This window comes from uncultured Gemella sp. (assembly GCF_963519265.1).
Classification (GTDB): domain Bacteria; phylum Bacillota; class Bacilli; order Staphylococcales; family Gemellaceae; genus Gemella.
On the sequence record NZ_CAUQNQ010000013.1, the window covers coordinates 1 to 15662 of the forward strand.

At 26.4% G+C, this 15662-nt stretch carries 16 protein-coding genes; 10 read left to right on the forward strand and 6 right to left on the reverse strand.

Annotation, left to right across the window (positions count from 1 at the left end; translation table 11 throughout):
* Positions 1-209: 209 nt before the first annotated feature.
* The gene (gene fsa, locus RWN11_RS02870; RefSeq protein WP_314160290.1) at positions 210-863 is read left to right on the forward strand and encodes a fructose-6-phosphate aldolase; all 654 of its coding nucleotides are present in this window, start codon (positions 210-212) and stop codon (positions 861-863) included.
* Positions 864-1014: 151 nt separating this feature from the next.
* Positions 1015-1164 carry a 50S ribosomal protein L33 gene (gene rpmG, locus RWN11_RS02875; RefSeq protein ID WP_003145675.1) on the forward strand — a complete coding sequence of 50 codons (150 nt, stop codon included), beginning with the start codon at positions 1015-1017 and terminating at the stop codon, positions 1162-1164.
* Positions 1165-1243: 79 nt separating this feature from the next.
* Here the strand turns inward: rpmG and RWN11_RS02880 are convergent, their stop codons facing one another.
* From RWN11_RS02880 to RWN11_RS02890, 3 genes are all read right to left on the reverse strand, one after another.
* A complete protein-coding gene (locus RWN11_RS02880; RefSeq protein ID WP_314160291.1) occupies positions 1244-2398 on the reverse strand; it encodes a site-specific integrase in 1155 nt (384 codons plus the stop codon).
* Between the two features lie 437 nt (positions 2399-2835).
* The gene (locus RWN11_RS02885; protein ID WP_314160292.1) at positions 2836-3837 is read right to left on the reverse strand and encodes an Abi family protein; all 1002 of its coding nucleotides are present in this window, start codon (positions 3835-3837) and stop codon (positions 2836-2838) included.
* Between the two features lie 158 nt (positions 3838-3995).
* Positions 3996-4619: a helix-turn-helix transcriptional regulator gene (locus tag RWN11_RS02890; RefSeq protein ID WP_314160293.1), complete on the reverse strand. Its 624-nt coding sequence runs from the start codon at positions 4617-4619 to the stop codon at positions 3996-3998.
* A gap of 163 nt (positions 4620-4782) precedes the next feature.
* Here RWN11_RS02890 and RWN11_RS02895 point away from each other — a divergent pair, with 163 nt between their 5' ends.
* The 8 genes from RWN11_RS02895 (at position 4783) to RWN11_RS02930 (ending at position 10541) form a co-directional block, all read left to right on the forward strand.
* Positions 4783-4992 carry a transcriptional regulator gene (locus tag RWN11_RS02895; protein WP_204641207.1) on the forward strand — a complete coding sequence of 70 codons (210 nt, stop codon included), beginning with the start codon at positions 4783-4785 and terminating at the stop codon, positions 4990-4992.
* Between the two features lie 255 nt (positions 4993-5247).
* Positions 5248-5493 (forward strand): helix-turn-helix domain-containing protein, encoded by a 246-nt coding sequence (locus RWN11_RS02900; protein WP_314160294.1) that lies wholly within the window; start codon positions 5248-5250, stop codon positions 5491-5493.
* A 93-nt stretch (positions 5494-5586) separates the two neighbouring features.
* Complete coding sequence (locus RWN11_RS02905) at positions 5587-6063, forward strand: hypothetical protein (protein ID WP_314160295.1); 477 nt, start codon at positions 5587-5589, stop codon at positions 6061-6063.
* Positions 6064-6111: 48 nt separating this feature from the next.
* Complete coding sequence (locus RWN11_RS02910; protein ID WP_314160296.1) at positions 6112-7326, forward strand: AAA family ATPase; 1215 nt, start codon at positions 6112-6114, stop codon at positions 7324-7326.
* A gap of 635 nt (positions 7327-7961) precedes the next feature.
* Entirely contained in the window at positions 7962-8432 is a 471-nt protein-coding gene (locus tag RWN11_RS02915) for a hypothetical protein (RefSeq protein WP_314160297.1), read from the forward strand.
* 29 nt (positions 8433-8461) lie between these two features.
* Positions 8462-9193: a hypothetical protein gene (locus tag RWN11_RS02920; protein ID WP_314160298.1), complete on the forward strand. Its 732-nt coding sequence runs from the start codon at positions 8462-8464 to the stop codon at positions 9191-9193.
* 539 nt (positions 9194-9732) lie between these two features.
* Positions 9733-9957: a hypothetical protein gene (locus tag RWN11_RS02925; RefSeq protein ID WP_314160299.1), complete on the forward strand. Its 225-nt coding sequence runs from the start codon at positions 9733-9735 to the stop codon at positions 9955-9957.
* Positions 9957-10541, forward strand: a complete 585-nt coding sequence (locus RWN11_RS02930; protein WP_314160300.1) for a hypothetical protein — start codon at positions 9957-9959, stop codon at positions 10539-10541. Before RWN11_RS02925 ends, RWN11_RS02930 begins: the two co-directional genes overlap by 1 nt.
* Before the next feature lie 1528 nt (positions 10542-12069).
* Here the strand turns inward: RWN11_RS02930 and RWN11_RS02935 are convergent.
* From RWN11_RS02935 to RWN11_RS02945, 3 genes are all read right to left on the reverse strand, one after another.
* Positions 12070-13215, reverse strand: a complete 1146-nt coding sequence (locus tag RWN11_RS02935) for a site-specific integrase (RefSeq protein WP_314160301.1) — start codon at positions 13213-13215, stop codon at positions 12070-12072.
* Between the two features lie 334 nt (positions 13216-13549).
* Positions 13550-14521 carry an Abi family protein gene (locus tag RWN11_RS02940; protein ID WP_314160302.1) on the reverse strand — a complete coding sequence of 324 codons (972 nt, stop codon included), beginning with the start codon at positions 14519-14521 and terminating at the stop codon, positions 13550-13552.
* Between the two features lie 376 nt (positions 14522-14897).
* On the reverse strand, positions 14898-15545 hold the full coding sequence (locus tag RWN11_RS02945; protein ID WP_314160303.1) for a helix-turn-helix transcriptional regulator: 648 nt from the start codon (positions 15543-15545) through the stop codon (positions 14898-14900).
* Positions 15546-15662 lie beyond the last annotated feature (117 nt).

Consider the following 15662-nt stretch of genomic DNA (forward strand, 5'->3'; position numbering starts at 1 on the left):
GTATTATAAATAAAAAGAAAGAAAAAATTAAATATGGTACTTTTTCTAAAAATTTTTTCATCAATCTGCCTCCTAATTATAGTGTTATTCTATCATATATTTTGTTAAAAAACAATAATCAAATATAAGCATAGAATTCATAAATATTGTAACCGTTTTGCAAATGTGTTATTATTAACTTAATATTAAACGAGAGGGGAACAATAATAATGAAATTTTTTATTGATACAGCTAATGTAGAAGACATTAAAAATGCTAATGAATTAGGGGTAGTTTGTGGAGTTACTACTAATCCATCTTTAATCGCTAAAGAAGGACGCGACTTCAAAGAAGTAATTAAAGAGATTGCATCTATCGTAGATGGACCAATTAGTGGAGAAGTAAAAGCAACTACTACTGACTGGAAAGATATGGTAGAAGAGGCTAGAGAAATCGCTAAAATTCATCCTAATATGGTAGTTAAGATTCCAATGACAGAAGATGGTCTTAAAGCAGTAAATGTGCTGAAAAAAGAGGGGATTAAAACTAATGTTACGTTAATCTTTAGCCCGACTCAAGCTTTACTAGCGGCAAGAGCAGGAGCAACATATGTATCTCCATTTTTAGGTAGATTAGACGATATTGCTCACAATGGATTATTATTAATCGAAGAAATAGTAGAAATTTTTGCGAATAATGATATTGATACACAGATTATTGCAGCAAGTGTTAGAAATCCAATTCATGTTACAGAATGTGCTAAACTAGGATGTGATATTGCTACTGTTCCATATAATGTAATTAAACAAATGGTTAAACATCCTTTAACTGATATCGGTATTGAAAAATTCAAACAAGATTATTATAAAGTATTTGGTGAATAATCTGTAGAAAACTTTTACGTTAAAAATATTTTTCTTCAAAAAAATTTAAAAATTTTGTATTTTATACTAGAAATATTTATAAAGTAATGTTATAATATATTTTGTTGTATGAAAAAGTTGTTAAGATTAAATTTTATAGGAGGTTATATTAATGCGCGTAAATGTAACATTAGCTTGTACAGAATGTGGTGATAGAAACTACATTACTAAAAAGAACAAAAGAAATAATCCAGACCGTATTGAACTTAAAAAATACTGTCCAAGATTAAAAAAAGTGACTTTACACAGAGAAACTAAATAATAAAGTTAGAGAAGCCTTAAAGTATCAACGTTTAAGGCTTTTTGTTTTGCCTTTTGACAATGTTTTGACAATGTAATTTTTATAAAGCCATAAATTTAGCAAATTTATCAGCCATATTATCTCTATGTTTTTCTGTTACGTGAGCATAAATACTCATTGTTGTTTTTAAGTCAGAGTGACCTAATCTTTCTTGTACCTCTTGAATAGTAATACCACTTTCAAAAAGTAAGCTACAATGTGTGTGTCTGAAACCATGTACTTTAATTTCTTTAAAATCATGCTTTTTACAAATACGTTTTAAATTAGCATTCATGAAATTTAGGTATAAATAAGAGTTTGTTATATCATCAGTAAAACAAGATTGATGTTTCTTTACTCTTGTACCTATCATTAAAAACCTTTCCTTTTGGTTTAATTTCCAACGTTTTAAAATTTTAGCTGTTTGATCATCAATACTAATACATCTTATACTACTTTTACTTTTTGGGGTTTGCACGACTACCTTTTTATCAGTATTTAATGCTAACGTCTTGTTTATATTAATTGTATTGTTTGTAAAGTCAATATCAGACCATTCAAGAGCCTGTAACTCACCTTTTCTAATACCAGTGAAAGCTAACACCCTAAACATTGCAGTTAGTTTTATATCGTTCTCATTATCAACTAAAGTAAGAAATTGCTTTAATTCATCTTTAGAGTAATATTTATCCCTATCATCTGAATTAATATCATCATCTTTCTTAGGTAACAATACATCTTTCATAGGGTTATCGTAAATAACTTTCATCTTAACAGCATAATCTAAAATCATGCTACCATAGATTTTTATTTTTTTAAGAACAGCAAGTGAAAAACTCTTGCTGTAATTGTTAATGATTTTTTGGCAATAAGGTAGAGTAATCTTTTTTAATTGCATATTTTCTAACTTATCAAGTAGTAAATTAAAGATATGTTGATTAACAAGCAAAGTACTTTCTTTAATGGTATGTTGGTAACCCTCATACCATAATTCATATATTTCTTTAAATGTTGTAACATCTGTATTTAATAAACCATTATTAGCTATTTCAGTTTTAATCTTAGCTTCGCATAGTTGAGCTTCTTTTTTAGTTTTAAAACCACGTCTTGTTGTTTCTTTTCGTCGTCCTTTATCGTCTATACCTAGATAAAGTTTTACCATGTAATATTTTTTATTGTCACGTTTATTTATATATTCTTTAATCAATTTTTTCATTTCCTTTCTATCTAGCACATATCAAAGAAATTAATAAATGATTAGGTAAAACCACATCATATAATGGACGTGGTGAGACTTTTAAAGGATAGGCAATGTAATTACACCCTTTGAAAATTGGGACGTTTTAAAGCGATTTAAACGGCTTGTAATTTTAAGTAAATGTATGAAACCTTGAGAAACTAGCATTTATATGGTATAATATAGTTATATTTATATTTTTTCATAGATAAATTTTTTTCATTTTTATTAAATCCTAAAAGCACTGGTATTTTTACTGGTGCTTTTATTATTTTTTAAATTATAAAGTAAAAAACCGCAAATATCAAAATGACATTTACGGTTTTTCGACCTTGCGGTCCTCTCATTAGTTAAAGTATATCATTTTGTAATGAAAAAATCAATATTTTTATTAAAATTTTTTTTACTTTTAGTTCTTATTTAGTCGACTGTTTAGGAAACTTACTATAAATAATTTCGTTTTTCGATAAATTAGCCAATGCATTTAAATCTTCTAAACGTTTTATACCTAAATCTGCTCGAACTTTCTCAAATGCTGTTGAATTTATTTTATCACTTAGATTATTAAGTAATAAAGTTACTTTGGTTATAAACGTGTTGTATTCATCTTTATTTAAATAATATTTGAAGTAAACGAATAAATCAAATAAAGTTTTATTTTTATCTCTATAATATCCTTTTGAGAGTTGAGAAAGATAATTTTCATGTATTCTTGAATTAGCTTGTTTAACATCAAATATACGTTCATTATGAGCACATTTGTTTCGTACTTTTCTTAACCAATTTAGACTACCTATTAATAACCTTTTTCTCTCTTCGAGAGTATTTCCTCCTATATTCATATCATATAAATCACATATATCTGTAATAACATCATCTTTTGATACTTCTATAAAATCAATAAATGTTGAAAAATTAATTACTTTTGCCACTATCCAAGTAGGAATATATCTATTTTTATCAAAATAAAATTTAATATAATCACTTTTACTATTTAAAAGTTGCTGGTGAATATTTGCTATAACTTTAAAGTTATTAGTAACCGAAATATTATTATAGGCTTCTATATTGAACCAATGTATCATATCATTATCATTAATTTCATCAAATTTATATGCAAACAGTGCTCTTATTTCTACTTCTATTTGAGTTACATAATTTAATATCAGCATTCTTAGTGTATCATCAAATACTTTTAAATTATAAATACTATCTATAGTGGTGTCAGGCAGATAAATATGTTGATTATTTTCATTTTTACCATTTGTAAAAGGTTTTTTATAGCCATTAATCAAATTAAAATATCCAGATTTTACTAATATATTTTTATGTAACTGTCCATTACAAGCTATTTTCTTTTCATTATGTAATTTGTTAATTTGATCATCGTATGTTAAAAATACTTTTGTGTTATCCATTGTTTACTTCCTTTCTAATGTTTTTTATATTTAAATTTGTACTTTTTAATAATTGTCAGAAGCAATATCTCCCATGCAAGTCACTTCTTGAGTGGTAGGTAACTGTTAGTTGTTGGTTTCTCAATATTAATTATTATTATTATTATTATTATTTTCTATTATTTTCTATTATTTTCTATACTTGCTATATATTTTTTATCACTCTCAGTTAATTGATAATTTTTAAGTATTTTTAAAATATACTTAGATACACGTATTCTATCTTTTTCTGTTAACATTTCGATTAATGGTACTAGAGAATATGTACCGTCTTGCATATTAACCCTTATACTTTCCATTGTTTTCAAATACTCAATATCAACATGCCAAGGATTCCATGAAGCATTATTTTGGTCAATATAATCATAGATATAATTAATATTTTCTAATGTTATATTTCTATCTTCTAACCATTTTTTAAACTGAAGTCTAGCGATTGAATACTCTTCGTTAGATGATACTTTGTTTCCAGTTTGATATTCTAGTATAGAAACTAAATTATTATCTAAAAATTCATCTATTGAACCATATAATAATTCATTTACAGTCATATTTCCTTTTTTAGCTATTGCTTTTAATCTAGAACGATTAGGTAAAGTCGCTCCACGTTCCCATTTTGAAGCATTACTACGTTCAGCGTTTATGTCTTTATCTTTTCCAAATTGTTCTAAAGTCAAATTTAAATTATTCCTTATGTTAAATATACGCTCACCGACTTTAATTTTATCAACATTGAATTTCATAATACACATCCTTAATTTTATTTTATTGATACCATTATACAATATTTATTATAAAAAAGGAATAAAAAATGTCAAAAATGTCAAAAATATTCTTGACAACTAAAAAAATGAATGGTAATATTTAATTGTGTCAAAAGAGTCAAAAAAATAGGAGGTGATAATAATGAATACAGTAAGAATTAATAAAGTAAAGGCTTTTAGAGAGGCACTAAACAAAAGGCAATCTGATATGGCTGACTATTTAAATATATCTCAAGGGACTTATTGTAAAAAGGAACGTAAACAGAAATTTACCGATAGTGAAAAAGTTATACTTACTAACTATTTTAAAAAAAGTTTTCCCGAAGAGACTTTGGAAAGTATATTTTTTTAGACACTTTGAGTCAAAAATGTCAAAAACCTTTCAAGTACCAAGCTACCAACTCAACTACTTAAAAGGTTAAAGACAAGTATTTAACAAAAATACTTTCTTTCATTATAACACAAGAAAGGAGTTTTAAGTATGGAAAACAAAGAATTATACATTAATACCTTTTGTTGTGCAGTGGTATTTATACCATTCATAACAGCATTTATTTATATACTAGCTATGCTAATGGATAGCATTTATTAAAAGGAGAGTGATTATATGTTCAGTGTAGAATTTGAACAAGAAGTGATTAAGGCAGTACGTGAGATAGTCAAAGACATCTTACTGGATGAAATAAAGCAAGATAAACGATACAACCAAAAAGAACTATGTGAAACCTTAGGAATTGGAGTTGATACTTTATCAGACCTAAATAGACGTGGTTTAAGACCAACTAAAGTAGGTAGGCAGTACATTTATCTTGAAAGTGAAGTGAACAAGTTTTTGAAAGAAAACACAATTTAAAAAAATATTGAGTATCTAGCACATATCAAAGAAATTAATAAAGGCGGTTATAGTACCGCTTCTTAAAATAAAAATAGAATGGAGATAATAAAAATGGAAATAAAAGTAATTAAAGACGGAACAACAGAAGAAATGGTTTATAACGGTTTAGAGTTATTAGAGAAGATAGCAAGCAAGATAATAGATAAGAGTAATAGTGCTGTATCTTTAAAAACAGATAAAGAAAATAACAATACAGTTACATTAGAGACCTTACAGCAAGATAATGAGTTATTGCTAACGTTTGTTGGAACATATTCCACAATAGCACCAAGCTTTAAAGATATGGTTACAGAGTATCAAAAAATTAAAGATAGTGAAACCTTTAGAAATAAAATCATTGATAGAGAAATAAAAGGCTTAACAGGATATATTGAAATGTTAGACGTTGGGAAAATTACAGAAAAACCTACTGACTTACAAATTTTAAAAATGCAAATTAAAAGTACTTTAGAAATAACGGTTAAAGTACTAAAAAAGCTAAAAGATACATATAGTAAAGATGAAAATACTTTACGTATTGAAATGTAAAAGAGGTGATGTGATTATGAATACTATATACACAGAAAGGGTGAAAATATGGAAGATATAAAACCATTAAAATTAAAAGAAGTAATTCAAATTAATAATAATGATGAAATAATAACTAGTTTATTAAATAAACAGGAAGTAATGGCTTTAGTCGGGAGTGCTAACAGTTGTAAAACAAGTGTTGTAATAAGTTTAGCTATTAGTATAATAAACAATAGTTATTGGTTAGATAGATTTAAAGTAAGTGGTAAGAAAGTTCTGTTTGTTAATACAAGTAGTAAATTTAGTTATGTTGTGGAAACAATAGAAAAAATAGGAAGAAATGAAGCGGTTAACGAAAATTTAGAAATTTTAGATGTTAGAAATGAAAGTTTTAATAAAATTGATGAATTATGTAATTTTATAAATAATGCTAGTTTTGAAAAATATGATCTAATTATAATCGATACTATTGATACATGTACACAATTAGAAAATCAAAATTATAATAGTATTCCAGTTAAAACCACATTATCTAGATTAGCTTTCAATTTAAATACTGCTATTGTATTTACACATGATAATTTTACCCCACGAATTGGGAATATAGAAACAGATAATCAAATTAAATATACTAGATTACATTTATTTTGTGATGTATATATTGAATTTCTAGAATTATATCCTTCTGATTATTATCTAGATACTATTAAGCGTGATGAAGTAATAGGATATTTGAAAAATACCATTCCGGAAATTTTGACTACTTTTAAATTTGATATTAGCAAAGGTTTAGAAAATGAGATAATTGAACTAAAAGAAAGAATAAATACCCTTGATTTCTTAGGAGACTATGAAAAAGAAAAGATTATTGCAGAGATTGATGAACAGATAAAAATGGTTAATCATAGGAAATTTTATAAACTGAAGATAGTATCAAAAGAAAATGGATCAGAAGATTATTTCTATTATTTTAATTTTCCATATTTATACAATGTAACATCAGAATATATTGAAAATCTAGAAGTAGGGAAAAAGGCTGTTGATACTCTACCTAAAAAAGATAAGCGTAAAACAAAAGATATTAATAAAGCTTCTAATAAAAAACAAATTATTGAAAGTATTCAGAAGTTTAAACAACTAGAAGGAGAATATCCAACCTCAAAAGATTTACAGGAATATTTAGGTATAAGAGAAAGGACGTTACAACGAAAAATTAAAGACTGCAACGGAGAAGTTATAAAAATAAATAATACTTATACTTTAATTGATGATTTGCTTTAAAAATAAAATAATATTTAATAAAACGACACCGACATTTTAAAGTTATAAATAGTTGTCGTATTAACGGAAAAGTTTATTTATTAGTTTTAAAATACATACCAAAATAAAATAAATGACATATAACCATAAAATATAAAAAGTAAAATATTTATATTTGATTTTTACTGGTGAAAACCATGATTAAAAAAATAAATATATTTGTTTTATCCACGACAAAAACGACAAAAACGACAAATGACGGTATCCGACAACCCGACAAAAAGTGTTTTTTAATATATACTTGTCGTTTTTTTACGACAAATACGACAAATTAAAATACTTGTCGTATATAAAAGTTATTAAATCAACGATTAATAGCATTTAAGAATTGCTAAACGACATGAAACGACAAGTATTTTTGTCAGACACCCCACTATATACTATCTACGATGTATATAGTCTGGTAGGTGGCAATAACCCCCTATGTGGGTAATACGGACAAGGGGCTTTAAAGCTAGCCCCCTTGTACCGTCCTTACCCCACGGATAGGGAAAGCGAAAAAAAGAAAAAAAATAAAAACTTGTCGCTTTAAAAATTTATGGTATTTCTATTTTTTTTATTTAAGAATTGATTTTCTAAAAGTAGGAGGTGAAACAATGAAAAAGAGATCAAGAAGAAAATTCAAGAAGATAACAGATAAAAATTTTCAAAAATTTAGAGTTATGCACCCATGTAAAGATATATTAGAGGTTAGAAATTGGTTAAAGCAGAATATGCAACCTTTAGAATATATTCAAGGTAGACTAACAAAAGTTGGACTTCTTGTATACAGTAAAGAAGATAAAATTTACAAAGGCTTAAATTATGGTAGCGATATAAGACTAGTACCAAGAAACAATAAACATAATATAACTATTGAATTATTGAATATCTGTTTTGATGAAGAAATAGATATTATGAAGCCACTTAAGAAGAAAAAAGATACTGAAGAATATAGAATAGAAGATAATGAAATTTCATGGTATTTACTAGAGAAATACAAGATACTGGAGTATTTAGTGTTACAAGCTTTATATTGTGGATATCTAAAAAAAGATAATGGATACATTGTAGGCGATTTATGGTAAATATAAAACGAAAGAAAGGAATTTAAATAATGCAGTTATCAAAAGAAGAACAAACTAAACTAGATACCATAATCGAGCATTATATGGACGATAAGACCTCTAAAGAAGCAATAGCTATAGAAACCTATCTGAATAAAATAAACAGCTTAGAACGTGAATTATTGATAGCTGTATACTTTAATTTTTCACGTAAGGCAACTGATGAAGAAAATAAGGTTATTAATGAACATAAAGTGAAGTTATTTAATTTGTTATCTGAAAAAGGATATATAAAGGTTAACAATAGCTTATCATTAAAGAGAAAGTCTAAATCAGAAAAGCAAAAGTCTAAATCAGAAAGTGAACACAAGATTAAAAGACTATCTCAATTTAAAAAACTAACGGAAACAATAACAACTTTGCATAATAGATTGTATTCGCTAGAACTAGAGTTGAAAACCTATGATAGCATAACAACATCAAATTTCATTAATGAAAAAGTTAATACATCTAAACAAAGCTATAATTTTGGTAGTTTTAAAATCTCTTCTGAAATAGATGAAGTAAAGGAAATCATACATAGTAAGGTTATAGAGTGGGAAAAAGAGAGAGAGTACTTAAATGATGTGTTTAATCAAATTGAAGAAGTAAAAGCACAACATTTATATTACCTTAGATATATCAACGGTTTAACGTGGAGTGAAGTGGCTTCAGAAATGAATAAATCAGTTAAATGGTGTATAGAAGTTCACACTAAAAATATTGAATTATTGAAATTATAGAAAGGACGATTAAAGATGAATGAACGAGAACCACCGAAACTTTGAACCGAGAACTAACCGTGAAAAAAACGTCTAAATAAAGAAAGTGGGAATTAATATGTTTGAAGCTTTCAAAACTAAAGATATAATCAAAGACGGACGCGTCAAAAAGTATTACAGGGTTGAAAAAGTACCTTGTAATTTAGGGGGATATAAATATTATATAAAGTGTTATAAATGTGATAATAAGTGTTTGAAAATGTATATAAGCGAAGATAATAAGCTAGTATGTAGGACTTGTATAGGTTTAAGGAAACAACAATTGAATAGAAGTAAAACTGATCCTAATAGATATTACAATTTAATGCTTAAACAATGTTATAAAGTGGATAAAAATTTCAACTCCGATAATATACCACTAAATAACTTTCTAGGGTCTCCATTTAAACCCTCAAGAATGAAACAAAATAAATATTTTGAAGCATTCTCGAAATATATGCATTACAGGAAAAAATACTATTATTATTTGAAAATACAAGAAGAACAAAGAGGTAAAAATTATGATTGATAAATTAAAGCAAGAAGTTAAAGATGAATTAAATAAACTACATTCAGAGAGGGTTCAAAAAGAACAGCTTGAGAAAGCCAAGGATGAGCAAAGTAAAGAGAAGAAGTTAACAATTACTAGAGATGAATTGAAGAGAATGAAATATACAGAACGACTTAAGTTAAAACAAGAGAACCCAGAGGGTTATAAACAATTAGTAGAGGAGAATTTAAAATAATGGATAAAGTACTAAAAGGACACGAGAGAATAAACGAATTAGTAACAAAGTATCATGAGGTAAAAGCAAGCATTGTTGAGGCTATAGCAGAGGTAAAAGGAAAACGAGAACTATTGATAAATGAAATAGATACGTTGAAGACAACCACAACAACTACCGTTTCAGATAAAATTGAAGTTACAAAAGAATTAGTTAAAAAGGAAAAAGAAGTTAATACATTACAGGATGTTGAAAATCAATTAACTAAGGAATTGGAAGAGAAAACAAGACCTATTAAAGATGAATTAGCTAGAGAAATAATTGCTAGTTGGCATAGACCAATGGAAATTAACTATAGGGAAGTAATTCAAGATTACAAGTTATTAGATAAAGAGATACAACAAAAAGTTAAGGAATTAGAGGAGAAACATAATGCTTCAGCTAAGGAGAAGACTTTAATTGTTGGTGATATGTATAAAAAGATATGCGAAGTATTAGATGATGAAGATTTAATCCTTTATGAGGACGCAAATAAAAAACTTTGGGTAACCGATGTAACCCCTGTTTCAGCGTATAACAACAAATTATCAGATTATTATAGATAGAATTAAAGAGGGATACTAATATTTTTAATAAGCTTTATTAATTTAAGGTTTAAGAACAATGAAGACATCTATTAATAGGTGTCTTTTTCTTTTCTCCTAGAAGTGGTAAAAGGTATAAATTACTAAGGTAGAATGCTAAGAAATGCTAAGGTTTGAAATGTATATAGAGGAAAAACAATAATAATGAACAGTGACTATTTCTTTTCCCTTATGAGCGGTAATATGCAGTTATTAGATCGCTTCTGTATGGAAATAGATATAATTACACTAAATTGAGTTGAAACACGTTAAACAGCTTTTAAACAGCAGTAAGAAAAAACTACTTTTTACTAACAAAAACTACCATTTTTAGAGGTAAAAATAACGTTTTTTTACATAAAATGTTGGAAAATGAGAGTGTAAAAACCTATATAGTAAATGTTGAGATAGTGGCTTTTAGTGGCATAAAATTCTATAAGGCGTAGTATAAAATGTTGGAAAATGTCGGAATAAAACTCTATATATAGATAAAATTTAAGTAATATGAGTGTTATTCATGTTGTATAGAATGTTGGTAAATGTTGGTATAAAAACATATATAGATAAAAAAACTTGAAAAAACTTGAAAATAAAACCTATAAATGTTGGCAAATGTTGGCATAAAAATCTATATATCTTTAAAATCGGCAGTTTCGGCTGTCTTAAAGGAGTTTTCAAAAACCTTAAAAAACCTTAAATAAAAAAACATATATATCAAAAAGAAGTTTTAAAAAGGGGGGATAGTACCTCTCTACTATGTTGTTCGGACTTCACGCCGTCACTGTACATTTTTTCTCGCGTGAAAGTTAAATTGTAGGAAAATGTTGGAATAAAATCCTGTATAAGTGGAAATGTTGAGATAGTAGCTTTATTCTTTTATAATATATTTATAATCTATTGTACAAAAAAATGTACAGATGCATATAATATATAATATAAACCAATATAGTATACTTATAATAGTTGATTAATAGTCATTTAAAATAGTAGTACAAGAGTGAGAAACTAAAAACAACCAAAGCTAACCCCACCTTGATAATATAAAACTAACCCCCCCTCAAAAAATTTTGAAAAAAATTTTTTTCTTCAGGAGCGGGCGGGTGTCTTTTTTGGGGGCGGACTTAATTTTTTCTCGTGAGGGGGGGTATCTCATCTTTTAAAATTTATGAAACATTATTAAATTAATGAAATTCATAAGTTTTATAAAATAAAAACTAAAAAAAGACGGTTAAAAAACCGTTCCTTAATCTCTTTAATATGTGCTAGATAAATAATAAAAATAATCTTGAGTTGACCCACACTTGACCCACATATTGAAATATTTACCAACATTATTGATAAATCACTAAATATAGAAATGTTGATATATCAAGGGTTGGGAAGCACCGGGAATTTATAGAAATTATCAAATCAAACAGAGAAACTAAATAATAAAGTTAGAGAAGCCTTAAAGTATCAACGTTTAAGGCTTTTTGTTTTGCCTTTTGACAATGTTTTGACAATGTAATTATTATAAAGCCATAAACTTAGCAAATTTATCAGCCATATTATCTCTATGTTTTTCTGTTACGTGAGCGTAAATACTCATTGTTGTTTTTAAGTCAGAGTGGCCTAATCTATCTTGTACTTCTTGAATTGTAAAGCCACTTTCAAACAGTAAACTACAATGTGTGTGCCTAAAGCCATGTACTTTTATTAGTTTAAATTCATTCTTCTTACAGATACGTTTTAAATTAGCATTCATAAAGTTAAGGTATAAATAAGAGTTTGTTACCTCTTCAGTAAAACAAGGTTGATGTTTCTTTATTCTAGTACCTATCATTAAAAATCTTTCCCTTTGTTTGAGTTTCCAACGTTTTAAAATATTAGCGGTTTGCTCATCAATGCTAATACTTCTTATACTACTTTTGCTTTTTGGAGTTTGAACAACTACCTTTTTTTCTGTATTCAATGCTAGTGTTTTATTAACAGTAATCATATTGTTTGTAAAATCAATATCATCCCAGTTTAGAGCCTGTAACTCACCCTTACGAATACCAGTATATGCTAATAACCTAAACATTGCAGTTAGTTTTATATCCTGTTCACTCTCAACTAATTCAAGAAATTGTTTTAATTCTTCTTTAGAGTAATATTTATCCTTATCATCTGAAGTAATATCATCTTTTGGCTTAGGTAATAGTACATCTTTCATTGGGTTACTGTATATAACTTTCATCTTAACAGCATAATCTAAAATCATGCTACCATAGATCTTTATTTTCTTAAGTACAGCAAGTGAAAACTTTTTACTGTAATTATTAATAATTTTTTGACAGTAAGGTAGAGTAAGTTTTTTTAATTGCATATTCTCTAATTTAGCAAGCAATAAATCAAATATATGTTGATTGACTAGTAAAGTACTTTCTTTAATAGTATGTTGGTAACCCTCGTACCATAATTCATATATTTCTTTAAATGTTGTAACTTCTGTATTTAATAAGCCGTTAGTAGCTATTTCAGTTTTAATCTTAGCTTCACAAAGTAGAGCTTCTTTTTTAGTTTTAAAACCGCGTCTAGTTGTATATCTATCTTTTCCAGTGATTTCATCTTTTCCAAGATAAATATGAACAGTATAGTAATTTTTTCCGTCTTTTTTTGTATATTGTTTAATCATTTTTATCATTTCCTTTCTATCTAGCACATATCAAAGAAATCAATAAATGATTAGGTAAAACCACATCATATAATGAACGTGGTGAGACTTTTAAAGGTTAGGTAATGTAATTACACCTTTTGATAATTAGAACGCTCAGAAGAGGTTTAAATAGGTTGTGGTTTTAAGTAAGAAGCGGAAACCTTGATATAACAGCATTTATATGATATAATATGTATATATTCTTTAATAAAGAAACTATGTATTAAATCATTTTATATAATTTTCATTTTTATTAGATCCAAAAGCACTGGTATTTTTACCGGTGCTTTTTCTATATTTTAAATAAACTAAATTAATTATTTTTAGTTTTTAATTGCATAATCTGAAGTTCATTAGGTAATCCTATAGATGAAAATAATTTATCAGTATAACTATGATTTTTAATTTTACCTTTAAGGTTGTTCATTCTTTTTCTTATAGTATTGTTAATTTTTGCATATTGGTTATAATTGATAAAAAATTTAAGATAAAGTATAGAATTATAGATACTTTGTCTATTATCGCTATTAAGAATATTTAACGGTGTATGTATATCATCATAAAAAGGTAAATCATTCTTTAGAGTAGTTTCTAACATTTTATTATTATGTGCCGTTATATTTCTTAATTCAGTTAGATTTTCTAATCCTTTTTGTATAACGTTAAAGTGTATATCTTTTATAGAATTGGTACTTAAATTATCTTTAACAAACTTCGCCAGTTCTTTTGCAACATCATTTTTTATTTTATCAGGTAATAAATTATAAAAGTATGTTACTTCACCTAGTGTAAGATAATCAACCAAAACCCAAAACGGTACAACTGAATGAACCTTATAATAATGTTTAATTGAATTATTATTTCTTTTCTTCTCTTTGTAATAATTTAAAGTATTGGCAAAGTTAGAAATTTGTCTACTTACTTTTATAATATCTTTACTACCGTATGTTTTTATATCTAAATATGAGTATAAATCATTTTTAAAATGTTTACAGTAACAATAAGCTAAAATTGACTTAAAGTGTCTTTCAGCTTCAATTATTCCCTCAAAGATAACAGTTTTTATTACTTTATCAAAGTGATGTATTTCAAGAATATCTTCAAAATACACATCATCATAATATTTATTGGTATCAGAATTTATAAAAAATTTACTATAAGCATTTACAACATTGTAGTAATTATATTCCAGTAAATACTGTTTAGCTGCTTTTTTATCTTTAAATTTTAGGTTTCTATCCTCTAAAATTTTAAGTTGTTGATCTAAATTTTTAAAAGGTTTCACATCTATCCTCCTTTAATTAAAACAAAAACACCGCATATATCTAAAATATACACGGTGTATTGCACACATAGAACCCCTTTCCATATTAAAAGTAGGCTACCTATATGCTTATCTCTTATGTATATTTTAGTATTATTTTAAATAATTGTCAATTGATTACTATCAATTTTTTTTAACTTTTTTTAACTTTTTGCTATGTTTTTGATTATTTTTTTCAAGTTTTTATGGTTTATTTACGATTTTATATAGTTTATTAAGTTGTTAAATATCCTTATTAAACAACTGTACCGCTTCTTGAGTGGTAGGTAACTGTTAGTTTATAGTTAGTTATTCTAATTTACCTATAATAGGGACAATATACTTGCAGTTAAGTAACTTAGTTATCTATATTATCTAAATATTCAGTATCTATTGGTGTACTTTCTATTTTATCCTCTAAATACATATTAATAACTTTATAAAAACTTTCTATAGTATCATCAAGTTGAGCTCTATTGTTAGTTTTATCTTTATGAGATTCTAATATTTTAAGTGCTTGTATAAGTTTATACAAGTCATCACTGATGATATATGAACCCTTTTCAGTTGTATACGTCTTTTGTTTAGTGTTCATAATATAATCATTAGATAAATCCCAAATTATTTCTAGTAGATTATCTAAATCGTTTAATAAACTATTATCTAATTTTTTATCTTTTATGAATTTAAGAAAATTACTGATGTTTATGGTTTTCAATATTAATTCACCATGATCACGATGAGTATGGGTTATTATTTTTTCATAGTTGAATTTTAAAAATTCATCCACACTGCCGTATACTAATTCATTTACAGTCATATCAGCGATTTTTGCTATTGTTGTAAGTCTTTCTTTATTAGGTAATGAAACACCGTTTTCCCATTGTTGAACATTTCCTTTACTAGCTCCAAATAATTTTCCGAAGCTTTCTAAAGTATAACCTTTATTAAGTCGTATTTGTCTTATTCTCGAGCCAACAGCTTTCTTATTTATTTTTGTTTTCATAATTAATAGTTCCTCTTTTAAATTAAGCTATATTTTAATTATACACTAATAAAATAAAAAAATAAACAGGAAAGTACAAAAAAGTACTTGACTAGTTAAAAGTATAATGCTAAACTA